This is a genomic window from Phyllobacterium lublinensis (assembly GCF_020164435.1).
GTDB lineage: Bacteria > Pseudomonadota > Alphaproteobacteria > Rhizobiales > Rhizobiaceae > Phyllobacterium > Phyllobacterium lublinensis.
The window spans coordinates 206,939-232,453 of the sequence record NZ_JAIUDQ010000003.1 but is presented as its reverse complement, the minus strand read 5'-3'; the positions used below and the strand labels follow the sequence as shown (position 1 = coordinate 232,453).

The 25,515-nt window shown below is 56.0% G+C and carries 27 protein-coding genes; 9 read left to right on the top strand and 18 right to left on the bottom strand.

The window, feature by feature from the left end:
• Positions 1-26: 26 nt before the first annotated feature.
• The 4 genes from K9U38_RS05800 to K9U38_RS05785 form a co-directional block, all read right to left on the bottom strand.
• Positions 27-704, bottom strand: a complete 678-nt coding sequence (locus tag K9U38_RS05800) for a DsbA family protein (RefSeq protein WP_224493389.1) — start codon at positions 702-704, stop codon at positions 27-29.
• A 139-nt stretch (positions 705-843) separates the two neighbouring features.
• Positions 844-1,344 carry a DUF721 domain-containing protein gene (locus tag K9U38_RS05795; RefSeq protein ID WP_224493388.1) on the bottom strand — a complete coding sequence of 167 codons (501 nt, stop codon included), beginning with the start codon at positions 1,342-1,344 and terminating at the stop codon, positions 844-846.
• Positions 1,345-1,369: 25 nt separating this feature from the next.
• Positions 1,370-2,344, bottom strand: coding sequence for an SDR family NAD(P)-dependent oxidoreductase (locus K9U38_RS05790; RefSeq protein ID WP_224493387.1), 975 nt, complete (start codon positions 2,342-2,344; stop codon positions 1,370-1,372).
• A gap of 45 nt (positions 2,345-2,389) precedes the next feature.
• The gene (locus tag K9U38_RS05785; RefSeq protein WP_224493386.1) at positions 2,390-3,700 is read right to left on the bottom strand and encodes an O-antigen ligase family protein; all 1,311 of its coding nucleotides are present in this window, start codon (positions 3,698-3,700) and stop codon (positions 2,390-2,392) included.
• Positions 3,701-3,788: 88 nt separating this feature from the next.
• Between K9U38_RS05785 and mutY the strand changes: the two genes are divergently transcribed.
• Positions 3,789-4,868, top strand: a complete 1,080-nt coding sequence (gene mutY, locus K9U38_RS05780) for an A/G-specific adenine glycosylase (protein ID WP_224493385.1) — start codon at positions 3,789-3,791, stop codon at positions 4,866-4,868.
• Positions 4,865-5,476 carry an HAD family hydrolase gene (locus K9U38_RS05775; RefSeq protein ID WP_224493384.1) on the top strand — a complete coding sequence of 204 codons (612 nt, stop codon included), beginning with the start codon at positions 4,865-4,867 and terminating at the stop codon, positions 5,474-5,476. Before mutY ends, K9U38_RS05775 begins: the two co-directional genes overlap by 4 nt.
• Positions 5,477-5,560: 84 nt before the next feature.
• Here the strand turns inward: K9U38_RS05775 and K9U38_RS05770 are convergent, their stop codons facing one another.
• On the bottom strand, positions 5,561-6,697 hold the full coding sequence (locus K9U38_RS05770) for a site-specific DNA-methyltransferase (RefSeq protein WP_224493383.1): 1,137 nt from the start codon (positions 6,695-6,697) through the stop codon (positions 5,561-5,563).
• Positions 6,698-6,905: 208 nt separating this feature from the next.
• Here K9U38_RS05770 and K9U38_RS05765 point away from each other — a divergent pair, with 208 nt between their 5' ends.
• Positions 6,906-7,592, top strand: coding sequence for an HAD family hydrolase (locus K9U38_RS05765; RefSeq protein ID WP_224493382.1), 687 nt, complete (start codon positions 6,906-6,908; stop codon positions 7,590-7,592).
• A gap of 35 nt (positions 7,593-7,627) precedes the next feature.
• Here K9U38_RS05765 and K9U38_RS05760 read toward each other — a convergent pair whose 3' ends face one another.
• A complete protein-coding gene (locus K9U38_RS05760; RefSeq protein ID WP_224493381.1) occupies positions 7,628-8,245 on the bottom strand; it encodes a hypothetical protein in 618 nt (205 codons plus the stop codon).
• 142 nt (positions 8,246-8,387) lie between these two features.
• Here K9U38_RS05760 and thrC point away from each other — a divergent pair, with 142 nt between their 5' ends.
• The 4 genes from thrC to K9U38_RS05740 all read left to right on the top strand — a co-directional run bounded on the left by thrC (position 8,388) and on the right by K9U38_RS05740 (position 14,606).
• Complete coding sequence (gene thrC / locus K9U38_RS05755; protein WP_224493380.1) at positions 8,388-9,785, top strand: threonine synthase; 1,398 nt, start codon at positions 8,388-8,390, stop codon at positions 9,783-9,785.
• A gap of 10 nt (positions 9,786-9,795) precedes the next feature.
• Positions 9,796-11,091, top strand: coding sequence for a M16 family metallopeptidase (locus K9U38_RS05750; protein WP_224493379.1), 1,296 nt, complete (start codon positions 9,796-9,798; stop codon positions 11,089-11,091).
• A 12-nt stretch (positions 11,092-11,103) separates the two neighbouring features.
• Positions 11,104-11,694, top strand: a complete 591-nt coding sequence (locus K9U38_RS05745; RefSeq protein WP_224493378.1) for a GNAT family N-acetyltransferase — start codon at positions 11,104-11,106, stop codon at positions 11,692-11,694.
• A gap of 74 nt (positions 11,695-11,768) precedes the next feature.
• A complete protein-coding gene (locus K9U38_RS05740; protein WP_224493513.1) occupies positions 11,769-14,606 on the top strand; it encodes an EAL domain-containing protein in 2,838 nt (945 codons plus the stop codon).
• 9 nt (positions 14,607-14,615) lie between these two features.
• Here K9U38_RS05740 and K9U38_RS05735 read toward each other — a convergent pair whose 3' ends face one another.
• Positions 14,616-15,218, bottom strand: coding sequence for a YqgE/AlgH family protein (locus K9U38_RS05735; RefSeq protein WP_106709098.1), 603 nt, complete (start codon positions 15,216-15,218; stop codon positions 14,616-14,618).
• Positions 15,219-15,401: 183 nt separating this feature from the next.
• On the opposite strand from K9U38_RS05735, the gene K9U38_RS05730 reads away from it, so the two are divergent.
• Together K9U38_RS05730 and K9U38_RS05725 are read left to right on the top strand one after the other, a co-directional pair.
• Positions 15,402-16,190 (top strand): protein-disulfide reductase DsbD domain-containing protein, encoded by a 789-nt coding sequence (locus tag K9U38_RS05730; RefSeq protein ID WP_224493377.1) that lies wholly within the window; start codon positions 15,402-15,404, stop codon positions 16,188-16,190.
• A gap of 81 nt (positions 16,191-16,271) precedes the next feature.
• Positions 16,272-16,757 (top strand): peroxiredoxin, encoded by a 486-nt coding sequence (locus tag K9U38_RS05725; protein ID WP_224493376.1) that lies wholly within the window; start codon positions 16,272-16,274, stop codon positions 16,755-16,757.
• A gap of 41 nt (positions 16,758-16,798) precedes the next feature.
• Here K9U38_RS05725 and rnhA read toward each other — a convergent pair whose 3' ends face one another.
• The 11 genes from rnhA to ctaD all read right to left on the bottom strand — a co-directional run bounded on the left by rnhA (position 16,799) and on the right by ctaD (position 25,489).
• On the bottom strand, positions 16,799-17,254 hold the full coding sequence (gene rnhA / locus K9U38_RS05720; RefSeq protein WP_224493375.1) for a ribonuclease HI: 456 nt from the start codon (positions 17,252-17,254) through the stop codon (positions 16,799-16,801).
• A complete protein-coding gene (locus K9U38_RS05715) occupies positions 17,251-18,231 on the bottom strand; it encodes a homoserine kinase (protein ID WP_224493374.1) in 981 nt (326 codons plus the stop codon). Before K9U38_RS05715 ends, rnhA begins: the two co-directional genes overlap by 4 nt.
• Positions 18,232-18,233: 2 nt before the next feature.
• Positions 18,234-19,235 (bottom strand): 4-hydroxy-3-methylbut-2-enyl diphosphate reductase, encoded by a 1,002-nt coding sequence (ispH, locus tag K9U38_RS05710; protein ID WP_224493373.1) that lies wholly within the window; start codon positions 19,233-19,235, stop codon positions 18,234-18,236.
• A gap of 51 nt (positions 19,236-19,286) precedes the next feature.
• Positions 19,287-20,087, bottom strand: coding sequence for an SURF1 family protein (locus tag K9U38_RS05705; RefSeq protein ID WP_224493372.1), 801 nt, complete (start codon positions 20,085-20,087; stop codon positions 19,287-19,289).
• Complete coding sequence (locus K9U38_RS05700) at positions 20,080-20,475, bottom strand: DUF983 domain-containing protein (protein WP_224493371.1); 396 nt, start codon at positions 20,473-20,475, stop codon at positions 20,080-20,082. The genes K9U38_RS05705 and K9U38_RS05700 overlap by 8 nt, the downstream gene beginning before the upstream one ends.
• An 11-nt stretch (positions 20,476-20,486) precedes the next feature.
• A complete protein-coding gene (locus K9U38_RS05695) occupies positions 20,487-20,990 on the bottom strand; it encodes a L,D-transpeptidase family protein (protein WP_224493370.1) in 504 nt (167 codons plus the stop codon).
• Positions 20,991-21,077: 87 nt separating this feature from the next.
• Positions 21,078-21,956: a cytochrome c oxidase subunit 3 gene (locus K9U38_RS05690; protein ID WP_224493369.1), complete on the bottom strand. Its 879-nt coding sequence runs from the start codon at positions 21,954-21,956 to the stop codon at positions 21,078-21,080.
• Positions 21,957-22,013: 57 nt separating this feature from the next.
• Complete coding sequence (locus tag K9U38_RS05685) at positions 22,014-22,637, bottom strand: cytochrome c oxidase assembly protein (protein WP_224493368.1); 624 nt, start codon at positions 22,635-22,637, stop codon at positions 22,014-22,016.
• A gap of 11 nt (positions 22,638-22,648) precedes the next feature.
• The gene (locus K9U38_RS05680; protein ID WP_224493367.1) at positions 22,649-22,804 is read right to left on the bottom strand and encodes a cytochrome c oxidase system small membrane protein; all 156 of its coding nucleotides are present in this window, start codon (positions 22,802-22,804) and stop codon (positions 22,649-22,651) included.
• Between the two features lies 1 nt (position 22,805).
• Positions 22,806-23,750, bottom strand: coding sequence for a heme o synthase (cyoE, locus tag K9U38_RS05675; RefSeq protein ID WP_224493366.1), 945 nt, complete (start codon positions 23,748-23,750; stop codon positions 22,806-22,808).
• Between the two features lie 86 nt (positions 23,751-23,836).
• Positions 23,837-25,489, bottom strand: a complete 1,653-nt coding sequence (gene ctaD, locus K9U38_RS05670; protein ID WP_224493365.1) for a cytochrome c oxidase subunit I — start codon at positions 25,487-25,489, stop codon at positions 23,837-23,839.
• Between the last annotated feature and the right edge of the window lie 26 nt (positions 25,490-25,515).

Below are 25,515 nucleotides of genomic sequence, written 5' to 3'. Positions count from 1 at the left end.
GCCCGCCGAAATTTGAGTGGCAGTTACTAGAGCAGACCGTCGATAACTGCTGACATTTCGTCAACCGATAAGGCTCCCGAGTATTTGGTACCGTTGATGAAGAATGTCGGAGTTGCATTTACTCCGAATTCGCTGGCACCGCGCTCACGTACTGCATTCACATCATCCAGAAGTTTTTGGTTCGTCAAGCAAGCCTTGAAGGACTCCTGTGTAAAACCTGCCAATTTGGAGATTTGAAGCAATGGTTCCTCGGCATTTGCCGCGCCAGCCCACTGTTCCTGTTGTTTGAACAGGACTTCAACCAAGGGGTAATAGCGTTCTTCCGGGGCGCAACGAGCCAGCATGAAGGCTGCGGCGGCACGCGGGTCGAAGGGGAATTCGCGCAGGATCAACTTCGCCTTGCCCGTATCGATGTACTTTTCCTTGATTGCTGGCAGCGTCGTCGTCGCAAAGTGCGCGCAATGCGGACATGTCATGGACGCATATTCGACGATTGTCACAGGCGCTTCGGGTTTGCCCAGGACCATGTCCTTCAGCGAGCCCGCGGCCATCAATTTTGCCTCATCGACTTTGCCGGCCGGTTGAGGTGCCGCCGGCTTCGCAGCTTCCTGCGACCAGGCCTGATCGCCCGCAGCCATGGCGATGGCGGCCGTCGAAACGGCGGCAAGTGTCAGCATTTTCCTGCGGGTCAGCAATTCGTTCATAAGGTCACCTGTCTCCGGTGGTGTTGATTATGCTTTCAGTGACTCGTTAAAGCCTGATGCCAGTCTCTTTAAGGCAGACCATCCATTCTGTCTTTGAATTTTTCGTGATCCGGGCCCGCCAAGTTCGTCAAGGTTTTAATCACCGTTTGACCTTTTCGGCATGGATGCTCTGGCCGAGACGGTGAAGGGCCTCACGCAGGCTCTCGTCCTCGATAGGCTCAACCGTACGGCTGATCTTGTCAGCGGTGGCGGCGTCCACCTTTGGCAAGGATCGTCGCTTCGGCAAGGGTTGCGATACCGGTTTCTGCTCGATCTTGATGCGTCCAACCGCGGCAAAGCCAAGAAACGCGTTGACGCGACTGATGATTTCTCCAGTTTCGTGTTGTACACGCATTGCCGTAAACCCTTGGCAGGCGATCACCAGCGTCGCCGGTTGAAATGGATCGTCTTCATGGGCACGTCGTGGCCATAACAGCTTGAGTGGACGAGATTGCTCGCCCAGTGCCGGACCGACCACCTCTTCCCAGGCCTGAACGAGCTCGATGGTAATCCCGGCCCGTTTGCGCAGCACAGGATCTAGGATCCCTGCCGCGGGATCGGCGAGTGGCCGAAAACCGATCCTGCTGCGGTCCTCCGCCATGCGTCAATCCTGCTCCAAATCAATTTCAGCGGCCATTATAACCGCGAAACCATTCAACGAACAAAGGTAGCCCATCCTCAAGCGAGGTAGCCGGCGAAAACCCAAGGTCCCGGGACGCAAGGTCAATATCTGCATAGGTACGTTCTACATCGGCAGGCGGCATTGGGGCGAGCTGTTTGATCGCTTCGCGGCCGCACGCCTGCTCGATGATTTCGATGAAACGCATCAGCGTAACGGGCTTGTTGTTGCCAAGATTGTAGACTGGCGCCGTGTCTTGCGGCCGTGCCAAAATCCGGCTCACTGCGCCGAACACTCCGTCGACGATATCATTGATGAACGTGAAATCCCGTTCCATCCGTCCGTGATTATAAACCTTGATGGGCTCGCCCTTCAGAATGGCATCGGTGAAAAGCCAGGGCGCCATATCCGGCCGTCCGTAAGGGCCGTAAACGGTAAAGAAGCGCAATCCGGTGGATGCAAGATTATGAACATGCCGATAGGAGTGCGCGAGGAGTTCAGCCGAACGCTTTGTTGCAGCGTAGACAGACACCGGATGATCGACCGGATCGCTTTCCGAAAACGGTACTTTCGTATTTGCACCGTAGACCGATGAAGAGCTGGCATACACCACAGGCGGGCGCTTCGGCATTTTGCGGGCCTGCTCGAATACTGTTACCTGGCCATGGACATTGGCATCCACATAGGCTGCAGGATTTTCGACCGAGTATCGCACGCCAGCTTGAGCCGCGAGATGGACAATGATATCGGCATCTGCATCCGCTGCAATCGCTGAGGCAAGCTCTGCGGGATCGGTAATATCGGCGCGGACAAAGCGAATATTGGAGCGACCATCCAGCGCAGACAGGCGGGTCTCCTTCAATGCCACGGGATAGTAAGCGTTCAGATTATCGATCGCGATCACGTCAAAGCCTTCGTCAGCAAGACGCTTGGCGACGTGAAAACCGATGAAGCCTGCTGCTCCTGTGACAATGGACTTCATAAAATTCCTGATCTCATGCTGATTGTGATCCTCAGTGTTCTCTTTCTAGGCGTGCAAGGCAATCGCGTCGGTTCGAGCATGCCCGGCGACGTCCGCTATCGACACATATGCTGACTTTCCGTCAATCCAGCAAATTACGATAGTGAGATAAACAAAGACTGCATCCGTCGCATCATGTCCGAACATGATCCCAAACATGCCCGTAATCACATATCCGCTGACGAGTAACAGGGCGATGGCCGTGGCGAAATCGCGACCAGGACCCGGCACCTTCATCCGCGCGGCGATAATGGGCGCTGCCAAAAGCGCCAATACGCCGAGAATGCCAAGAATGCCGCCGTCGACGGCAGCATTCAAGAATCCGTTGTGGACGTGTGAGAACGCCAGTTGCTTTTCTGCCGGCCGGTCCAATGTCTGGTTGACAATGGACATGCGGTTCTGAGGTCCGTAACCGATCATGGGCGATTCCAGGAAGGCCAGTCTCGCCCCGGTCCAGAGCAGAAGCCGCGCCTTTAACGAACTTATGTTCTCCGGTTGCTCGTCCAGATGAACTAGATCGGTCTCCAGGGCGTTATAGCGTTCAGTTACCTTCATCGCCCCTATTGCAACGACGCCAACAATGAGGACGGTGCCGACAACTTTCGCTACATTGGTGATTGTCGGCAGCGATTGTCCACGCAGATACCAATAGAGGATGACAAAATGGAATGGCATGACCAGCCAGGCCGAGCGCGTCCCGGACAGCAAGGCGCATACCATTCCGCAGGCGAAACCGACAATTGCGAGAGCACGCTCGGCTCTGCTGGGCGAGTGTGCATTGAGGAGTGAGATGCTGCCGAACAATACCGTGAACAATCCGAAAACCGCGGCATTGCCTGCGCCCCCTTCGGCGCGAGACGAAAAAAATGCGATCTGAACGAGACTGAACACGAGCGAACCAATCATGCCGATACCGGAGCCGGTGATCAGAAAGGGCAAAAGCCGGTCAGGAAGACCGGCGCGCAGACGCGGAATGACCGTCCAGATGGCAAGGAAGGGGATCATCTTTAGAATGTAGCCGACGCCATTCTCGACATTGGGATGAACCACAACAGAGAAGACCGTCACGAGCACATAGAATGTGACGCACCAAGCGACAATTTTGTCCGGTCCGGTCAGTTTGAAAGCAAAGCGCTTCGTTACGAGTGAAATCAGCGCCCAGAGAAAGGCACATACGAGCGATACCGAAGTTCCGCTTGCCAGCAATCCCGGAAAAAGCGCAAACACGAATGTGAAGAGGCGATTATTGCGATCGATTCCAACAAAATGCCCCCGGGTCGGGAGCATAAGCGCCTTGGTCAACTGGTCTGGAAACATCGAGGATTCCGAATATTACTGAATTTCACGTGGTAGTCGCTATTGTCGAACAAGTCGCTTCACATCCCTGTAGCGCAGTTTGGAACCGATGCAACCGATAACCGTCAACCTACTTCAATGGTATGATTCCCATCATCGGATTCTACCATGGCGCATTTCGCCGCGCGACCGCCTCGCAGGCGTGATCCCCAACCCTTACCCGGTGTGGCTCTCCGAGATCATGCTTCAGCAGACGACGGTCGAGGCGGTGAAACCTTATTTCCGCACATTCGTCGAGAAATGGCCCACCGTGACCGATCTCGCCGCAGCGAATCTGGATGATGTCCTGCGCGCCTGGGCAGGACTTGGATATTACTCACGCGCCCGAAACCTGAAAAAGTGTGCCGATATCGTTTGCGGGGATTTCGGCGGGAATTTTCCGGCCGATGTGGACCGCTTGAAGTCTTTGCCTGGTATTGGTGAATATACGGCCGCTGCCATCGCTTCTATTGCTTTTGATCTGCCCCACGCCGTCGTCGACGGTAATGTGGAACGTGTGATGACGCGGATTTACGCGCTGGCGACGCCCCTGCCCGCGGCAAAACCGGCAATTCGAACCAGGATGCAGGCGCTCACCCCCAGCAGTCGGCCAGGCGATTTTGCGCAAGCGATGATGGATCTCGGGGCAACAATCTGCACTCCGAAACGTCCAACCTGCATCATTTGCCCGCTTAACGACAACTGCGCGGCACTGCGGACGACTGACCCTGAATTCTTCCCTGTCAAGGCACCCAAAAAGGAACGGCCTGTGCGTCTCGGTGCGGCTTACGTTGCTGTTTCGAGTACCGACGAGGTCTATCTGCGCAGTCGATCCGAAAAGGGGCTACTGGGCGGCATGACGGAGGTACCGACGACGCAATGGACAGCCCGTCTGGATGGAAGCACCGGCATGGAAGCCGCACCGTTCCCCGCGAACTGGAAAGCGGTCGGCGGTATCACTCATGTATTCACTCATTTTGAACTGCGTCTCAAAATCTACACTGCAAATGGGGTAGATAAACAGCCCGGGCCGGATGGCTGGTGGGTCAAAGTTGAAAAACTGGCGCATGAGGCATTGCCTACCGTCATGAAAAAAGCCATTGCTGCCGCCATTCCCCATGCATTCGCCAAGACAAGGAAAGTGGAATGACGTCCGTCAAGCATATTGTTTTCGACATCGGTCAGGTACTTATTCATTATGATCCGGATGCAGCGTTTCGCAGCGTTATCCCCGATGCCGAGGAACGCAAATGGTTCTTCGACAATGTGTGCACGAGTGCCTGGAATATCGAGCAGGATCGTGGCCGCAAATGGCCCGACGCCGAGGCGCTGCTGATTGCCGACTTCCCTGATCGGGAGCACCATATACGGGCTTTCCGGAAGAACTGGCATCAGATGATCACGCATTCTATCGATGGCAGTGTGGAGATCATGCGCAAGCTGATCGCCGGTGGACACGATGTCACAATGCTGACGAATTTTGCGTCGGACACGTTGCGCGAGGCCTGGGAACGCTTTCCCTTTCTTACCGAAAGCCGCGGTGTCACCGTGTCCGGCGATATTGGACTGATCAAGCCCGACAGGGCTATATACGACCACCATGTCGATGCCTTTGACCTTGAGCCATCGGTCACACTCTTCATCGATGACAGCGCAAAAAACGTCGCCGGCGCCAAGGCAGCCGGCTGGCAATCGGTACAATTCATTGACCCGCAAACCCTCAGGGCCGATCTCAACGCTCTGGGAATTCGGGTCTAGCCACCCCTGTAACGACGAAACGCCCGGACATACCGGGCGTTTCGGGATCAGAACGGCACTGGAGGTCCGCGTCCGATCGGAAACTTATCCTCCAGCCGAAACCATGCCGGTGCGTACCTGTTTGCGCAATTCGTCAATCGGCTTCAGAACACCGCCATCGTCGAAGTGCCAGAACGTCCAGCCGTTGCAGGCATCAAGACCCTGCACTTTCGCACCCATGCGATGGATGGAGCCGGCATCGCCCGCCGATGTCACCGTTCCATCGGCGCGAACGATCGCTGCATGACGCTTGCGGGCATCGCTCAATATTGCGCCGGGCTTCAACATCCCCGATTCGACGATGCTGCCAAAGGCGACCCGCGGCTCTGCGCGCTTGCCGGTCATCACCGTAAGTTCAGCTCCCGCCAACGGTTCCACCGCAGCGATGCGAGCCGTTGCAGCATCGATGTATTTCTGTTCGCGCTCGATGCCGACGAAATGGCGTCCAAGCCGTTTTGCAACCGCACCCGTGGTTCCTGAACCGAAGAAGGGATCGAGAATGACATCGCCTGGTTTCGATGACGCCATGACAATACGGGCCAGCAGCGCTTCCGGTTTTTGGGTTGGGTGTATCTTGTCGCCATTCTCATCTTTTAGACGCTCCGCACCGGTGCAAATGGGAAAAAGCCAGTCCGACCGCATCTGAAGATCATCATTTGCGGCCTTCATCGCTTCGTAATTGAAGGTATACCCCTTTGATTTTTGGTCGCGTGACGCCCATATCATCGTTTCATGGGCGTTCTGGAAGCGGCGGCCGCGAAAGTTCGGCATTGGGTTGTTCTTGCGCCAGATGATGTCGTTGAGCATCCAGAACCCTAGATCCTGCATGGTCGCGCCGACACGGAAGATGTTGTGATAGGAACCGATGACCCAGATCGTACCGTTCGGCTTCAAGACGCGCCGGCAAGCCAGAAGCCATGCCCGTGTGAAGGCATCATAGGCCTGGAAACTTTCGAACTGATCCCAATGATCGTCGACAGCGTCGACCTTTGATTGATCCGGGCGATGCAAATCGCCGTCGAGCTGGAGATTGTATGGCGGGTCGGCAAAGATAATGTCGATCGAGTGATCAGGCAGGCGATTGAGTGCGGCAACGCAGTCGCCTTTCAGAATGGTGTCAAGCCAGGAGGATTGCGGCGCTGCCTTGACGGGCAGTTCATTCACGAGACGGACAACTGACATGTGATACTCGATTACTGGAGACGCTTTACTGGTCCGTATGGTTACCGCGCAGGGTAAATATCGCGTTAAGAGCGGCCGAAAACGACCATAGTGCCGGGCCTGTTTTCTTTGACGCCGCCCCAATTAGCGTGTAGTCGATCCCGGTAATCCCCCCAATTGGCCCGTGGCTGCAGCGATTTGCGGCGTTTTTCACGAACAGGTAGATGAAATGGAACCACAGCTCATAATCTTCGACTGCGACGGCGTGCTCGTTGATTCAGAAATTCTGGCAGCCGAAGTGGAATCACAGCTGTTGACACAATCCGGCTACCCTATTGAAGCCGAAGCCATTGCCGAGCGATTTGCCGGCCTGACCTGGACTGATATCCTCCTTCAGGTGGAGAAGGAATCCGGCATCCCGATTTCTGCGTCTCTCATCGAAGAATCTGCACGGCAGATGGATAACAAGTTGCGCAACGAGCTCAATGTCATCGATGGCGCGGAACAGGTGATCGCAGCTTTGAAATATCCAAAATGCGTCGCGTCCAATTCGATCAGTTCATCCCTGAAGATGATGCTCGAGCAAAGCACGCTTTACGACCTGTTCGCCCCGCACATCTTCTCGGCACGAGAGGTCGGTTCGCAGAAACCCAAGCCGGATCCGAATGTCTTTCTGTTCGCGGCAAAACAGTTCAACGTCGATCCATCACGCGCTATCGTCATCGAAGACTCCAGCCATGGTGTCCACGCGGCAAGGGCGGCGGGAATGCGCGTCGTTGGCTTTACCGGTGGCGCCCATACCTATCCAGGCCATGCCGACAAGTTGACCGATGCGGGTGCAGAAACGGTGATCAGCCGACACCGCGATCTGCCCGCGGTTCTTGAAGCAATGGCCGTGTGGTCCGAGGCAGTTTGAGGGCAAGAGAGGCTGGCCGGCGCCAGCCTTTACTCCTACTGCGTCTTCTTGCTGGCCTTGGTACCAGCGCTTTCCGGACCCTCGTCAAACCCGATGAACACCTGGACGTTCTGGGCCGCCGGTTTGGGGAAAGTCACGTTCGGATCGGTGAAAACGAACTGCGTTGCAGAATTGGCATCTGTGGCCGAGACGGCCTGCTTGTGCAGCTTCGAATAGAGAACATCCGTTCCCTGGACGACGGCAACGCGGATCGGCACCGTGATCGTTCCGGGCGAGAATTTGGCGCCGGGCACAATCTTGCCGGCAATGGCAACGTTCATCGTCATTGTGGCGTCGCTCGACTGGCAAGACCGCGTTTCATTGGAGATGGAGGCTTGATAGATCAAGTTGTCGGGCGTTTTGTCGGTCGACTTTCCGTAGTTCGTCAATACCGCCGTACCTTCGCGGATTGTGACTGTCGGACAAAAAGCGCGCAGCTCGGATTCCGTAATGCGCTTTTGCGCTTCCGCGGTCGCCAAGGCTTTTGGACTGTTCGGATCTTCCGTCTTGTTGCCGCTGGTGGAACACGCGCTAAGCCCAACTGCAAAGACAATTGCACAAATTGGGGCGCAAAGTTGATAGAAGGGCAGAGTTTTTTGTGTTTCTGACTTCATGAACTGGACTTTCCTCGAAGAACGAACCTTGACGAACGAGCGTGTTCTATACCAACGGTAAGGAAATAATGCGACCGGGCTTTATGGCTTTTTGCCAAGGCGAAGTTTGGATTTACAGGCAAGGTACAAAGGGCGATTTGATATGGAATATGTAAGCACCCGTGGGGAGGCCCCTGTTTTAGGCTTTTCCGATGCACTTCTGGCCGGGCTCGCCCGGGATGGCGGCTTGTATCTTCCAAAAGAGTTTCCACAGTTTTCCGCCAGCGATATTCGCGCCTTGCGCGGCAAGAGCTACGCGGAGGTGGCCATTCAAGTGCTGAGCCCCTTCGTCGAGGGCGACATCGACCAGACTGATTTCGAACGCATGGTGCATGAAGCCTACGGAACGTTCCGCCACGAGGCTGTTTGTCCGCTCGTCCAGACCGGGCACAACGAATTCATTCTCGAACTTTTCCATGGACCTACGCTTGCTTTCAAGGATGTGGCGATGCAGCTTCTGGCGCGGCTGATGGATTACATCCTGACCCGCCGACACCAGCGCGCGACGATCGTTGGCGCCACATCCGGCGATACGGGCGGCGCGGCTATCGAAGCTTTCGCCAGACGCGATCGCACGGACATCTTCATCCTCTTTCCCCACAACCGCGTTTCCCCTGTGCAGCAACGGCAGATGACGACATCGGCGGCATCCAATGTCCATGCGCTGGCGATAGAAGGCAATTTTGACGATTGCCAATCCCTGGTCAAAGGCATGTTCAACGATCTGAACTTCCGCGATTCATTGTCTCTTTCCGGAGTAAATTCAATCAACTGGGCGCGGATCATGCCGCAGATCGTGTACTATTTCACGGCCGCCCTCTCTCTCGGCAGTCCGGATCGGGCCGTTTCCTTTACCGTGCCAACGGGAAACTTCGGCGATATTTTCGCCGGCTACGTTGCAAAGCGCATGGGACTTCCGATTGATCGTCTGGTCATTGCTACCAACGACAACGATATCCTGACCCGCACCCTCGAAACCGGAAAATACACGACACGCGGCGTCGTACATACGACGTCGCCCTCCATGGACATTCAGGTCTCGTCCAACTTCGAACGCCTCCTGTTTGAAGCGCATGAACGTGACGCGGCATCGGTGCGCCGCCTAATGGATGGCCTGAAACAATCTGGCAGTTTTACCATAACTGAACCGTCGCTCACGAAGATCCGCGCTGAGTTCGACGCCGGACGCTCGAACAAGCTGGAAACCGATGCTACGATCAAGGCTGTCCTGGCGCGGTCCGGCTATCTGCTCGACCCCCATTCCGCGATTGGCCTGAAAGTAGCCCGGGAGAAGCTGTCTCCCGCAACCCCGAGCGTTGTCCTTGCAACGGCTCATCCGGCTAAATTTCCCGATGCCGTGCAGGAGGCAAGCGATATCCATCCAGAGCTGCCACTTTGGCTCGGCGACCTCATGCAACGAAAAGAACAGTACACGGTACTTCCCAACGACCTTAAAAATGTGGAAGAGTATGTCAGCCGACATTCAAGAGCGGCGAGTTAAGGAGCATTGAATGGGCGTTGAAATCAGTCGCCTCTCCAACGGTCTGACGATTGCGACAGAGACAATGCCGCATGTGGAGAGTGTAGCCCTTGGCATCTGGGTCAAGGCAGGGTCGCGGAACGAGGCGAGCAACCAGCACGGTATAGCCCATCTTCTGGAACATATGGCATTCAAGGGAACTGATAACCGTTCCGCATGGAAGATCGCAGCCGATATTGAAGATGTCGGCGGCGAAATCAATGCAGCGACGAGTGTCGAGACCACATCCTACTATGCACGCGTCTTGCGCGATGACATGCCGCTGGCGATCGATATTCTTGCCGACATCATGACAGGCTCCAAATTCGATGCCGAAGAGCTCGAACGCGAGAAAAACGTCGTCATGCAGGAGATTGGTGCAGCGCACGATACACCTGATGACGTGGTGTTTGACCGGTTTACTGAAGCTGCCTTTCGAGAGCAGACGCTTGGCCGGACCATTCTTGGCACACCCGAAACCGTCCAGTCATTCTCATCGGCCGATCTTCGCCGCTACATGGATGAACAATACAGCGCCGAACGGATGGTTGTTGTCGCTGCCGGCGGTGTGAAGCATGACGAGTTCGTCCGCGAGGTCGAAACGCGACTGGGCTCGTTCCGGTCAAAATCGACGGCCCCTGAACCGCAAGCCTCGCACTACGTCGGTGGTGATTTCCGCGAACAGCGCGATCTGATGGATGCCCAGGTCGTCATCGGATTTGAAGGGCGCGCCTACCATGTCCGTGACTTCTATGCCTCGCAACTGCTTGCCATGATCCTTGGTGGTGGCATGTCTTCCCGGCTGTTTCAGGAGGTGCGGGAAAAGCGCGGCCTTTGCTATTCGGTTTATGCGTTCCATTGGGGTTTCTCCGATACTGGTGTGTTCGGCATTCACGCCGCCACCGGGCGCACTCATCTGAAAAAGCTCGTTCCAGTCATTATCAACGAATTGCATGCGGCAGCTCGAAACATCAGCCAGGAGGAGCTGAACCGGGCGCGGGCGCAATATCGCGCGAGCCTTCTGATGTCGCATGAAAGCGCAGCCAGCCGTGCGGGACAGATCGCCCGCCAGATGCTGCTTTACGGGCATCCAGTTTCGACGGAAGAGCTTGTTGACCGGCTGTCGAAGATCACGACGGAACGTTTGACCGATCTGGCGGGGCGTCTTTTCCTTGACACGACGCCAACTATCGCTGCCGTTGGACCGGTCGGGCCGTTGATGAAGTTTGCCGATGTTCGTCATGGACTGGCAGCGCCAACGTCCAGTCCCCGAAAAATTGCCGTCTGACGATCTGACGCCATGATCGCCCTGCCCTTCCTGAGAAGCGCGTCGCCGCCCCTGCAGGGCGAGCGGCTTTACCTGCGTCCGCCGCAGGTTTCCGATTATCGGGCTTGGGCGACACTTCGCGCCCAGAGCCGCGAGTTCCTGGCACCCTGGGAGCCGCTCTGGGCAGTCGATGATCTGGAGCGGGGCGCATTTCGCCATAGGGTACGTCACTATGACGAAGAGGCCGCGGCTGGAACGGCCCATCCGTTCTTCCTGTTCCGAAATTCGGATTCACGACTTCTGGGCGGAATAACGCTTGGAAATATAAGGCGGGGAGTCGGTCAGAACGGAATGATCGGGTATTGGATCGGCCAGCCATTCGCCGGCCAGGGCTATATGAGCGAGGCGCTCGATCTGTTGATCCTTTATGCATTCACCAAGGTAAGGTTGCACCGGTTGGAAGCGGCCTGTATTCCAAGCAATGAAAGATCGATCCGCCTTCTCGAAAAAGCCGGATTTCAGAGGGAAGGACTGCTACGTTCCTACCTCAAGATAAACGGTATGTGGCAAGATCATCTGCTCTTCTCGCTGATTGAAGAAGATGGCCGACGCCAACTAAAATAAAGGTTTCTTGCGTGACTTCATTGACTGGACATATGCTGAAAAGCCTATCGCGGATTCTTGTCCTAGTCTGTCTGATGTTGTCCGCCCAGCCGGCTGCAAACGCTTTTGAAACAATCAAGATCACCAAGGAAAGCACGGCACTCGACCTCTCCAAGGCAGTCGAAGTCTACAGGAACCAGGGCGAGAATTTCCAGGTAACCACCGCTCCTGGAACCGACGGCATTGTGCGGCGCATCGAAGTGCCGGCCAACGACAAGCGCTCCAGCGGGGATTGGGCGGCCTTCTCGCTCGCCAACCCTACTGATGAACAGATCGATCGCCTGATTGTCGCCCCGCACTTCCGCCTCGTCGGATCTGGCTTCATCTGGCCGGACCTCGGCTCGACCCGGATCGTGGCTATTACGCCCAGCGAAGGATTTGCCCTCGACCGGCAGGCGAGTGAGGACGCGGACATCTTTCTGGTGACGCTCAATCCGGGATCAGTGATTACATTCGTGGCCGAGCTCGCGTCGCCAAACCTGCCGCAGGTCTACGTCTGGGAACCCAACGCCTACAAGGACACGGTCAATTCCTACACGCTCTACCGCGGTATCCTTCTCGGCATTGCCGGTCTGCTTGCATTGTTTCTGACAATTCTTTTTGTCGTCAAGGGAACATCCCTTTTTCCAGCGACCGCTGCCCTTGCCTGGGCAGTGCTTGCCTATATCTGCGTGGATTTCGGCTTCTGGAACAAGCTCATCGAAATCACGCCAGGCAATGAGCAAATGTGGCGCGCGGGCACGGAGGTTGCACTCGCCGCAACTCTCGTGATCTTCCTGTTTACCTATCTCAACCTTAATCGATGGCACGACAATTTCAGCTATGGTGCACTGACCTGGATACTTGGCCTCGGCGTTGTCTCCGGCGTCGCCATCTTTGATCCGCCTATTGCGGCCGGTATCGCGCGTTTCTCGTTTGCCCTCACGGTCATTTCCGGCACGGTGCTGATAGGCTTTTTCTCGTTCCGCAGCTACGACCGGGCGATCATGCTCATACCGACCTGGATCCTGCTGCTGGTCTGGTTGATGGGAAGCTGGCTGACCATCTCCGGAATTCTCGCCAACGATATCATACAGCCTGCGTTGGCTGGTGGCCTGGTCCTCATCATTCTCTTGATCGGCTTCACCGTCATGCAGCATGCCTTCTCCGGCGGAGCGTTGCAGCAAGGACTGTTCTCCGACGTGGAAAGGCAAGCGCTGGCCATCATTGGATCCGGAGATATCGTCTGGGACTGGGACGTGCCACGGGATCGCGTCGTCACGACGCCGGATCTGACCAACTTCCTTGGCGCATCAGCGAGTTCCCTGCATGGTGCCGTTCGCAACTGGTTGCCAACGCTTCATGCCGACGATCGCGACCGTTTCCGGACGACACTGGACGTCATTCTCGAAAACCGGCGCGGCCGTATCTCGCAGACGTTCCGCCTGCGGGCCAACGACGGGCATTATTATTGGTATTCGCTCAAGGCCCGCCCTGTGATTGGTTCCGACGGCGAAATCGTACGGTGCGTCGGAACCCTGATCGATGTAACCGAGCAAAAAAAGGCTGAGGAACGTCTGCTGCACGACGCTGTGCACGATAACCTCACGGGTCTGCCCAATCGCGAACTGTTCCTTGACCGCTTGGGATCGGTCATCACCATGGCGCAGACGGAAAGCAAGATTCGCCCGACCGTATTCATCATCGACATTGACCGGTTCAAACAGGTCAATGATGGTCTCGGCATTTCGGCCGGTGATACATTCCTCCTGACCATTTCGCGGCGCCTGCACCGCCTGTTACGGCCACAGGACACACTCAGCCGGCTTGCGGCTGATCAATTCGGTCTGATCCTCGTGTCCGAAAGCGAACCGGCCAAGATAGCCGCCTTTGCCGAAGCCGTTAAACAGGCAATCCGAGCGCCCATTGCTTTTGCAAAACGCGAAATCGTTCTGACTGCTTCGCTTGGCCTTATTACATGGACGAGTGGAAGCGCAGCTTCGCCGGAAGACCTGATGAAGGACGCGGAGCTTGCGATGTTCCAAGCCAAGCGGTTCGGCGGCGATCGAATTGAGCCATTCCGTCCGGCCTTCCGCGCGGTTGGCAGCGACAGGCTGCAACTTGAATCCGACCTGCGCCGAGCGCTGGAGAGGCGCGAAATCCATATTGCCTACCAGCCGATCGTTCGGCTCGAGGATAACAGCATCGCCGGATTCGAAGCCTTGATGCGCTGGGACCATCCGCGTCGTGGTTCGATACCGCCGTCAGAGTTCATACCGATCGCCGAAAGTTCCGGTCTGATCGTCCAGCTCGGCCTGTTTGCCATGCAGAAGGCGGCGGAGGACCTTGTCAACTGGCAGCGCACCCTTGGCGCTACACCACTCTTCGTATCGGTCAATATTTCCAGCAGTCAATTGATCCGCCAGGACTTGATCGACGATGTCCGCTCGGTTCTTCTCCAGACGCAGATCGAGCCTTCCTGCCTAAAGCTCGAACTGACGGAGTCGTTGATGATGGAAAACCCCGAACGCTCCGCCTATGTCCTTTCCAGCATCAAGGCCATGGGTGTTGGAGTATCGCTCGACGATTTCGGCACCGGTTATTCATCACTGTCGTATTTGACCAGCTTCCCGTTCGACATGATCAAGATCGATCGTTCATTCCTCCGGGCGGATCAGCCGCAGAAGGTCACACTGCTACGATCCATGATCAGCATGGCACATGATCTCGGGCTTTCCGTTGTTACGGAAGGCATCGAGAATGAAAGCGACGCGCTGCAGCTGCGGCAGATGGGGTGTGAGTATGCCCAGAGCTTCATGTTCAGCCCACCGCTGAACTTGGACGTTGCAACCAAGCTGCTGCGGGAACAATTCCAACAGTCGAAAGCTTCGTAGGAACGTCTATCAGGCGTGGCCGGCTACAGTTGCCAGGCGCGATGGGTCGACACCCATATAAGCGAGAATGCGGTCATATTTGCTGTCGATATCCGTATCGAAAAGCATTTCATGCGGCGCCTGGCAGGTGAGCCAGCCATTATTCGCAATCTCGTTTTCAAGCTGGCCAGACGCCCAGCCGGAATAGCCCAGGGTCATCAGCGCTTTGCGCGGCCCGCGACCGCCAGAAATCGCCCGCAGAATATCGACCGTACCGGTCAGGCATATTTCCTCGGCTACCGGCATCGTCGATTCAGTGAGATAATCGTCAGAGTGCAGGACAAAACCGCGGCGCACTTCGACCGGCCCACCATTGCGCACCAGAAAATCCCGTGTGGTCTCCGGCATCATGATCGCCTGCTGTTCGTCAAGCACACCGAGTTGAACGAGAATATCTGCAAACTCCATATCCTGAACGCGGTTGATGATCAGGCCCATCGCGCCCTTCTCGGAATGTGCGCAGACATAAATGACCGAGCGCGCAAACCGGCTGTCTTCCATTCCCGGCATGGCGAGAAGGAACTGACCATTCAGAAAACCGGTTTCCTTGTTGGCGTCTCTGAAAATCTCCATAAGAATAAAGGTACCAAGGATTTTGCAAATGACAACGGCTTTGGATAACGAATTGTAAACGGCGGCACTGGAGGGCCCGGGGAAATTCGATATCACACCGCAACTCACACAGAAATGATGAACCAAAACAGTGCTCTCCTTGATAGAGCCCCAAAGGCCTGCAATGGTCAAAAAATGAAAACAATGTTCTACCTTCTCGTCGCCACGCTGCTGTTGGCCAATTCCGCATTTGCGTCTGCTTCTGATTGGACAAAGACCCCAGGGGGCAACGTCCGACTTATCGTTGATGCTCCGACACAACCATCGACGGAAATTCGCGCCGCCCTGCAGATCAATCTCGATCCGGGCTGGAAAACCTATTGGAGAGAACCAGGCGATGCCGGTGTTCCGCCGGAATTGGATCTTGGCGAAAGCACCAACATCAAAAGCTATTCCATTGCGTTTCCGACTCCGCATCGTTTCGAGGATGGCGGCACACATTGGGCCGGCTACAAGAAACCCGTCGTGCTGCCCGTGACGCTGACCCCGATTGATCCCACCAAGCCGGTGCACGTGAAGGGGCATGCATTTCTTGGTATCTGCGAGACAATTTGCATCCCCGTCACAGCGCAGTTCGATATATCGGTCCATGGCACGTCATCCGATCCATTGACAAAAGCCTTGGTCGACAATGCGTTTTCGCAGTTGCCGCAACAAGCTTCCGAGAATTTCGGTGCTGTGTCCGCGGTGCGAAAGGATGATCGCGTCAGGATCACAGTCAACGTTCCTGACGAGAATCCCGAGCCCGATGTTTTCGTGGCCGGCAATGGTGGGGTTACGTTCGGTATGTCAAAGCTTAAAAGCCGGGAGGCCAGGAGCGCCGTTTTCTCTGCACCCATTGTCGCCGGGAAGGATAAGAAGCCGGTCCTGTTGCATTATACGCTGGTGCAAGGTGACAAAGCGGTCTCAGGTACAATCGACGTGCAGGAATAGTCATCAAAATCCTAGACTTTTGGGCTGCACAACCCTATCTGCGTTGCATAACAAATCTTCATTTCCCCCAAGGAGCCATTCATGACGATCAAGGTAGGCGAGCGTTTGCCGGACGCTGTATTCAAGACGAAATCCGACGAAGGTGTCCTCGAGGTACTGTCCGATACTTTGTTTAAAGGCAAGAAAGTCGTGTTCTTTGGAGTGCCCGGAGCCTTCACACCGACCTGCAGCATGAATCATCTGCCGGGTTACCTCGAGAACCGCGATGCAATCCTCGCCAAGGGTGTCGACTCGATTGTCGTCGTTGCAGTCAATGACCCCCATGTGATGGGTGCCTGGGCCAAGGCCACCAATGGCGAGGGCAAGATCACATACCTGTCGGATGGCAATGCAACGTTCACAAAAGCCATTGGGCTCGACATCGATCTGTCTGCTGTGAGCATGGGCGTCAGATCCAAGCGATACTCAATGCTCGTGGAAGATGGCGTAGTAAAACAGCTCAACATCGAAAATACGCCAGGCCAAGCCGTGGCATCCAGCGCTGCGACCATTCTTGAGCAGCTCTGAACTGATCCTACGAAAAGAGCAATGGCCGGCATGCCGGCCATTCAGCCCTGGGAGACTGACTTCCGCTTGAACGGTGCCATTCCCGCGCGCGCCAGCTCATCCGCGCGTTCGTTTTCCGGGTGGCCAGCATGCCCCTTGACCCAGTGCCATACAACCTTGTGGCGCTTGCGCGCTTCATCCAAAGCCTGCCAGAGTTCAGCATTCTTCACCGGCTTCTTGGCCGCGGTCTTCCATCCATTTCGCTTCCAGCCTTCGATCCAGCCGGAGATGCCATCCCGGACGTAGACGGAGTCGGTATAAAGATCGACGTGGCACGGCTCCTTGAGCGCATTAAGCGCCGAGATTGCCGCCATCAATTCCATGCGATTGTTGGTCGTGTCGGCCTCTCCGCCAGAGAGCTCTTTTTCATTGCCGTTCCAGCGCAGGACAGCGCCCCAGCCTCCGGGCCCGGGATTGCCAGAGCACGCGCCATCGGTGAATGCCTGAATTTCCTTCACGCCTGCTGCCCTTCTGAAACAAGTCCATATTCTACAGGCGACTGGATCTGTCGATGGAACCGCATGCGGCGAACATATTCCATGGGGTCTTTTTTCACGACGAGGCTCCCTTCCGGCGTGTTCAACCAATCGTACAGCCTAGTCAGCATGAAGCGTAGCGCAGAGCCACGCGCGAGGATCGGCAAGCAGGCGGCCTCGTCGGTGGATAGGGGTCGCACTGCATTGTAGCCGCGAAGCAAGGCTGTGCCCTTTGTAAGGTTGAAGGAGTGATCCTTCTCGAAGCACCATGCATTCAGGCAAACGGCAACATCATAGGCAAGCAGGTCGTTGCAAGCGAAATAGAAATCGATGAGACCCGACAGCTTGCTTCCGAGGAAGAACACATTGTCTGGAAACAGATCCGCGTGAATGACGCCATGGGGCAACTGCGCCGGCCAGTTGGCCTCGAGGAAAGCAAGTTCTGCTTCGGTTTCCTTGGCAAGCCCCGGCTCGACCCGATCGGCACCCGATTTGGAATTGTCCCATAGCGGCCGCCAGCCGTCTACCGAAAGCGCGTTCCGGCGCCGCATGGGGAAATCCTCGCCGGCAATATGCATGCGGGCCAGGGCCTCACCCAAGGCATGGCAGTGCTGGACCGTCGGGCGGCGCATCCACATTCCCTCGAGGAACGTGACGATTGCAGCGGGGCGACCGGCCAACTCGCCAATGCTCGAACCGGATTTCTGGTTCACTGGCAACGGACAACTTATCCCCTTCCCGGCGAGATGGCGCATGAGCCCGAGGAAAAAGGGCAGATCATTGCTGTTCACGCGCTTCTCATAGAGGGTCAGGATGAACGATCCTGTGCTGGTATGAAGCAGGTAATTGGAGTTCTCGACACCCTCGGCGATGCCCTTGTAGGACAACAACTCTCCAACATCATAGTCCTTGAGGAAATGCGCGAGGTCGATCTCGTTGATATCTGTGTAGACGGCCATGGTCAGTGGCTTCCATTCACGAATGCCATGTCGTCGTTTGTCAGCTTCACATCGCGCAGATCGCGCATGACATGGAAGTTCTCGGTCTCAATTGTCGTTTCGGCGAGATCGATGGTCACTGAATAACGCTCCGAAAAGGATTGAATAATCTCATCAACGATGATTTCCGGAGCTGAAGCGCCCGCAGAAAGGCCAACGACCGAAATGTCTCCAATCTGCGTCCAGTCGATGTCTGCAGCGCGTTGAACGAGAAGAGACTGCGCGGCGCCCGATCGCTCAGCCACTTCAACCAGCCGTTTGGAATTGGAGGAGTTGGGAGCGCCGACCACCAGGAAAAGGTCACAACCCGGGGCCGCTGCCTTCACCGCATCCTGGCGGTTGGTGGTTGCGTAGCAGATGGATTCGGCGGCCGGTGCTGTAAGAGCAGGAAACCTTCGCTGCAAAGTTGCGATGATGCCAGCGGTGTCGTCTACCGAAAGGGTTGTCTGGGTCACAAAGCCAAGATTGTCGGGGTCTTGCGGGACATAAGCCTCCGCGTCCTCGATGGTTTCGATCAAGGTGACCGCACCTTCAGGTAGCTGCCCCATGGTGCCGATGACTTCTGGATGGCCAGAATGCCCGACGAGGATGACGTGTCGCCCAAGCCGCTGGTGGCGCATAGCCTGCTTGTGCACCTTTGATACCAGCGGGCACGTCGCATCGAGATAGAACAGGTTCTTGTTCTCGGCATCAGCAGGAACTGATTTCGGAACGCCGTGGGCAGAGAAGACGACTGGCTGGTCCCGATGCTCGGCAGGGATCTCATTCAGTTCTTCGACAAACACAGCCCCGCGCGATTGCAGGCCCTCGACGACATAGCGATTGTGCACGATCTCATGACGTACATAGACCGGTGCGCCATATTTTTTCAAAGCGAGGACGACGATTTGAATGGCCCGATCCACACCGGCGCAGAATCCGCGCGGTCCGCACAGGCGGATTGTCAGTGGTTTCTTTTCAGCCATCGTGTCCTATCTCGCAGAAGTATTGAAACGCATGTTGGAATTGGGCGGCAATCAGCGTGAAGTCAAGTCTGAAGACTTCGTTTGATCGGCTTGCGGCTCGTCTCGGTCAGGAAATGTATATCTTCGCTTGAGCCACACTCCCATAATTGCGACCAGTGTTGCGGCCAGTCCATACCATGTGACGGCATATTGAAGATGACTGTTCGGCAGATCTATGATGGTAACGCCCCCAATGGGAAATCCACCCGGATTGGGGCTCTTGTCGGCATCGATGAAGAAGGGCACGAGCTTGTCGGATTCGAGCCCAGACTGGCCGGCCATGGTGGCCAAATCTTTCCAGTAATAGGTATTTGACGCGAGATCATTGTCGGGAACGATGGACGAAGGTTTAGCCGCTAAGGGATTGCGTGCAAGTCCAGTAACTGTCACCTCGGTGACGGTCTGACCGCCTGGACGCGTTGCCGGGTCTTTCATGTCGTAGGGAACAAAGCCTCTGTTGACGAACACTGCCCGCCCATCGTCCAGCAACAGAGGCGTGTACACGTAGAATCCCGAATACCCTTCAAAGGTCGCGAAGTAGTGTCGCTCCCTGTCATTGAGCAGTCTGCCGGTTGCCGTCACTGTCCGGTAATCGACATCTTTCTGGTCGGCCCAAACTTTTTCCATGTCGGATAGTGAAGCTGGCGCCGCGTGGGTTCGCGCCTCGATTTCGGCGAGAAGACCTTCCTTCCAGTACAGGCGTTCTACCTGCCATGTCCCGAGTGCAATCAGGATGGCAAAGACGATCAGGCCAATGATCAGCGTGATCCACGGAAATCGAATGCGCCTTGCCGGCGTTGCGGTGTCAGTCATGGGTAGTCGGTCGATCGAGTTGTCCTTCGGAAGCCTTGTGCTTGTACTGGAGCGCGATCAACACGCCCTTCATCCAGCGGAGCGCAGTCAGGCAAAGAACCAGCGCCAGGGGAATCCACAGGATGAAATGCAACCATAGTGGAGGATCGAGGGTAACCTCCATCCAGAGGGCAAGACCGACGACGATGAAGCCGATCAAAAGCATGACCAGAACGGCCGGCCCCTCTCCCGTGTCTATGAAGGAATAATCAAGGCCGCAACTTGAGCAACGTTCCGCTGGCTTCAAAAAGCCGTCAAACAATTTGCCCTGGCCGCAACGGGGGCATCGTGCCTTTACACCCGCGGTGACTGGATCCACCGGGGGGTACAGGGCTGTGTCTTCGTTCATTGACTATGCACTCAAGGGTTAATCTCGATCGGCGTTCCATCCTGAACGAGCGTCCAGATTTCATCCATCTCACGATTAGTGACGGCAATGCAACCGTCTGTCCAGTCGATAAGTTGAAGCACCCACCCCCACCATCCATAGCCATTGGCAGCTCCATGAATCATGATCGCGCCGCCAGGCGGAACGCCCATGGATTTTGCTGCGGCCATGTCTTCAGCGTTCGGATACGAAATATGGATGGACTTGTGCGCTATGCTGTTGGGGTTGCGCCAATCAAGGACGTATCGACCTTCCGGCGTCCGTTCATCGCCCTGCCAGCGCTTGTGGCCTGCCGGCTGCGCACCGAGTGCAATTCTGTATTCCTTGATGGGTTTACCCCCGGACATCAGCTGCATTCTGCGTTCCGACTTCTGAACGCGCACCATGTCAACACGTCCCTCCACAGCAGGATATGACGCACTGGGGAGCGACGCGAGTGAAAGCGTGATGGAAATGATCACGGGCAATTGGAACATCACACATCGAATACGCAGGATTGCCCTCAAAGCAAGAGGGCGGCCATGTTTCCATGACCGCCCCCTGGTAAATTCATTCAGATCCGATCAATGGACTGCGATTGGAGCGCCCCAACCGGCCCACACGTAGATCGAGAAAAACAGGAACAGCCAGACCACGTCGACGAAGTGCCAATACCAAGCGGCGGCTTCGAAGCCGAAATGCTTCTGCGGTGTGAAGTCGCCTCGCAGCGAACGGAGCAGGCATACGGCCAGGAAGATGGTACCGATGATGACGTGGAAGCCATGGAAGCCCGTCGCCATGAAGAACGTCGCGCCATAGATGGAATCCTTGAACGCGAAAGGCGCGTGCACATACTCATATGCCTGTACGAACGAGAACAGGATACCGAGAAGCACTGTCAGTGTCAGGCCGGTGACCAGCCCCTTTCGATCATTGTGGATCAACGCATGATGCGCCCAAGTCACTGTCGTACCAGACAGCAAGAGGATGATGGTGTTGTAGAGCGGGAGATGAAGCGGATCGAGAACCTCAACACCCTTGGGTGGCCACACACCGCCTGTAAAGGCCGTCCGGGCAACCTGTTGCACTTCCCCGGGGAAAAGGCTTGCATCAAAGAATGCCCAGAACCAGGCCACAAAGAACATCACCTCGGAGGCAATGAACATGATCATGCCGTACCGCAGGTGCAAGGATACGACGCGGGTGTGATGGCCCTGCTTGCTTTCCTTGATCGTGTCCGACCACCAGCCGTACATCGTGTAGAGGATGATCACGAGGCCAATTGCGAATATCCACGGGCTCGTGAGATTCGCATTGAACAATACCAGCTCACCGCCGCTATTGTAGCGCATGAAGGCAATGCCGCCGATGGCGAGAACAAACGCGCCTACCGAGCCAAGAAACGGCCATGGGCTTGGATCAATGATGTGATAATCGTGGTTCTTCTGGTGCGCTTCGGCCATTCTAACCCCCGCAAATTCTGTTCATCTGTTAGACACTGGCGTCGAGCCAATGCAAGTTCAAAGTTGTCCCGAGACTTTCTTCTTTTCTTCAGCGCTGGCAGCCACCGGTGCTGGCATCTCAATCGGAAAGAATGTGTAGGACAGGGTGATTGTGTTGACGCCCTTGAGTTCGGGCGCGTTGACGATATCCGGATCAACAAAGAACACGACCGGCATCTCCAGATCCTCGCCTGGCTTCAAGACTGTATCCGTGAAGCAAAAGCACTCAACCTTGTTGAAATAGGCTCCAGCCGCCTGTGGTGTGACATTGAAGGACGCACGACCGGCCGTAGGTTGGTCCGAGATGTTCCTGGCTTCGTACTTGATCAGCTTGGTTTCGCCGATGTTCATTGTCACGTCGCGCTGAACAGGCTCAAAGTGCCAAGGCAAGCCACCGGAGGTGTTGGCGTCGAACCGGACGACAATCTTCTTGTCGAGGATCGTATCCGACATTTGTTCGACGCGCTGCGTCGTGCCGCCGTAACCGGTGACCTGGCAGAACATGGCGTAGAGAGGGACAGCCGCAAAAGCCATTCCGACCATACCGAAGAAGAACGCCAGGCACGATATCGCAATCGTGCGATCGGAAACCTTGCGCCTTGGCGGTACAGAATTTTGGCCAGTGTGGTTGCTGTTACTCATCCCGGTACCCACTACATTGGCCGGCTGAGTATGTTGACCCCGAGCTTTGCCCAGGTACCGACGTAGACGATGATGACGAACGCGGCAAGCGCTACAGCCAGGGCAATCGAACGGCTTCGCTGCGCCTTCCTCTGTTTGTCAGTGAGTGTCACGCGATCATTGTTCATATCAAGCACCCGCTACCATAAGTGCTTTACGCACGAGAATTTCGCCGAGGAGCACGGCATAGAGACTGAAGAGATAGAAGATCGAGAATGCGAACATCTTCTTGGCGGGCCGCATCATCGCTTCGCCAACCGGCGCACGCCATACCGACCAGGCATAACCCAGAAAAGCAGCGCCCATCGCGATTGAAAACAGGCCATAGACTGGTCCTGCAAAGCCCATGATCCACGGCAAGACAGCAACCGGAGTGACCAGAAGCGTATAAAGGAAGATCTGGAATTTGGTCGATGCCTCGCCCATGACATTGGGCATCATCGGAATTTTGGCCTTTTCATAATCATCGGACATGAACAGCGACAGCGCCCAGAAATGGGGAGGCGTCCACAGGAAGATGATCATGAAGAGAACGATGCTCTCCACGCTGATCGAATTGGTCACGGCGACCCAACCGATCATGGGTGGAAATGCGCCGGCGGCGCCGCCGATCACGATGTTCTGGGGCGTCGAGCGCTTCAGCCACATTGTATAGACGACGGCATAAAAGAAAATCGTGAATGCCAGCAGGAAAGCCGACAGCAGGTTGACGAAGAGGCCCAACGTCACCACCGAGAAGGCCGAGAGCAAAAGTCCGAAGGTCAGGACTTCTTCGCGTGATATCCGCCCTGCAGGAATCGGCCGCTTGGCCGTCCGCTTCATGATGGCATCGATGTCTGCATCGTACCACATGTTCAGCGCGCCCGAGGCCCCTGCCCCAACGGCGATGCAAAGGATCGCGATTGCGGCCAGGACCGGGTTGATCTGGCCCGGCGCTGCCATCAGTCCGACAAAACCCGTAAACACGACAAGCGACATCACCCGCGGCTTGAGCAGTGCGATATAATCCGAGGCGTTGGCTTCGGAAAGACCAATGCTCGTATCCAGGCTCGCGTTTTTCTCAACCAATGGCATTCGTTCAATCTTGTCGTTTTCAGATAGCAAATTTGTGCTTGAGGATGTCCGGACCACTGGTTCCAACGGGCCGGACATCGTTCGTCTTACTTGATGCGCGGAAGCTGTTCCCACTGATGGAACGGCGGCGGTGAAGAAAGCTGCCATTCCAGCGTGGTCGCACCGGCACCCCATGGATTGGCACCAGCTTCGCGCTTCTTGGAGAAGGCTTCGAAGACGCCAAACAGGAAGATCAGGACCGCAACACCGGAAATGTAGGAACCGATGGAGGATACCTCGTTCCAGCCTGCGAACGCATCCGGATAGTCGATGTAACGGCGCGGCATACCGGCAAGACCAAGGAAGTGCTGCGGGAAGAACACCAGATTGACGCCGACGAACATGACCCAGAAATGCGTATGCGCGATCGTGTGATTGTACATGTAGCCGGTCATCTTGGGGAACCAGTAGTACCAGCCCGCAAAAATCCCGAACACTGCGCCGAGCGACAGCACGTAGTGGAAATGCGCGATAACGTAATAGGTGTCATGCATTGCGCGGTCGAGACCGGCATTGGCGAGCTGAACACCAGTCACACCACCGACCGTGAACAGGAAGATGAAGCCGATTGCCCAGACCATGGGCGGCTTGAACTCAATCGAACCGCCCCACATAGTAGCGATCCACGAGAAGATCTTCACACCAGTCGGGACAGCGATAACCATCGTCGCGAAGACGAAATAGCGCTGGGTGTCGAGGGACAGACCGACCGTATACATGTGGTGAGCCCACACGATAAAGCCGACGACGCCGATCGCAACCATGGCGTAAGCCATTCCGAGGTAGCCGAAAATCGGCTTTCTGGAGAATGTCGAAACGATGTGGCTGATGATGCCGAATGCCGGCAGGATCATGATGTACACTTCGGGATGCCCAAAGAACCAGAACAGATGCTGGAACAGGATCGGATCACCGCCGCCTTCCGGAGCGAAGAACGTCGTGCCGAAGTTGCGGTCGGTCAAGAGCATCGTGATGCCGCCAGCAAGAACCGGCAGGGACAGCAGGAGCAGGAATGCAGTGATCAGCACCGACCAGGCAAAGAGTGGCATCTTGTGCAAGGTCATACCCGGAGCGCGCATGTTGAAGATCGTTGTAATGAAGTTGATCGCACCAAGGATGGAGGATGCACCGGCAATATGGAGCGAGAGGATGGCAAAATCCATCGCAGGTCCGGGCTGGCCGGATGTTGAAAGCGGCGGATAGATCGTCCAACCACCACCGGTACCGAAACCGCCGGCAGGACCCGGTACGAACATCGACAGAACGAGCAACAGCAACGCGGGGGGGAGCAACCAGAACGATATGTTGTTCATGCGGGGGAACGCCATGTCCGGCGCACCGATCATGATCGGCACCATCCAGTTGGCAAAGCCACCGATCAAGGCCGGCATGACCATGAAGAAGATCATGATCAGACCGTGGGCTGTAGAGAACACGTTGTACATGTGCTTGGCCGCATCAACGGCGGCGTCACCTTCGAATCCGTAGACCATGGACGCAAGTCCGTGGAAAATCTGAATGCCCGGCTCTTGCAATTCGGCGCGCATGGCGATCGATAGGCAACCGCCGATGATGCCGGATACGATCGCGAAGATCAGATACAGCGTACCAATGTCCTTGTGGTTGGTCGAATTGACCCAGCGCGTCCAGCCTGTAGGCTTGTGGGCGTCATGAGCTTCGTGAGCTGCAGAACCTGCCATCAAAGTGCTCCCGTTCCTAAATAGTC